A 251-nucleotide genomic window follows, 5' to 3' on the forward strand; every position below is an offset into this window, starting at 1 on the left:
CCGATATTAACTTGCGCATTTTATCGGATGAACGCGTGTTTAAGCTTGAATATGGCGAAGCGCATTTGGCGATCCGTTTGGGCAAGATGCCAGATGAACCAGATAACATTGTGATTCCGTTGGGAAGGTTTCGAAACGCGATACACGGCAGCCCCGCGTATTTTGCAGCGCATGGAAAACCACAATCGGCCGAGGATTTGGCGCGCCACAAGTTTGTGATGCAAATTGGGGATAGCGTGCGTGCGCCCTTT

General features: G+C 50.6%; 1 protein-coding gene. It reads left to right on the forward strand.

Annotation, left to right across the window (positions count from 1 at the left end):
• Window positions 1-251 (forward strand): LysR substrate-binding domain-containing protein (locus GJQ66_RS13410; protein WP_230379662.1); only part of this gene is annotated, 251 nt, incomplete at both ends.

It is taken from the genome of Microbacterium sp. ZXX196 (assembly GCF_009709595.1).
Lineage (GTDB): Bacteria > Actinomycetota > Actinomycetes > Actinomycetales > Microbacteriaceae > Microbacterium > Microbacterium excoecariae.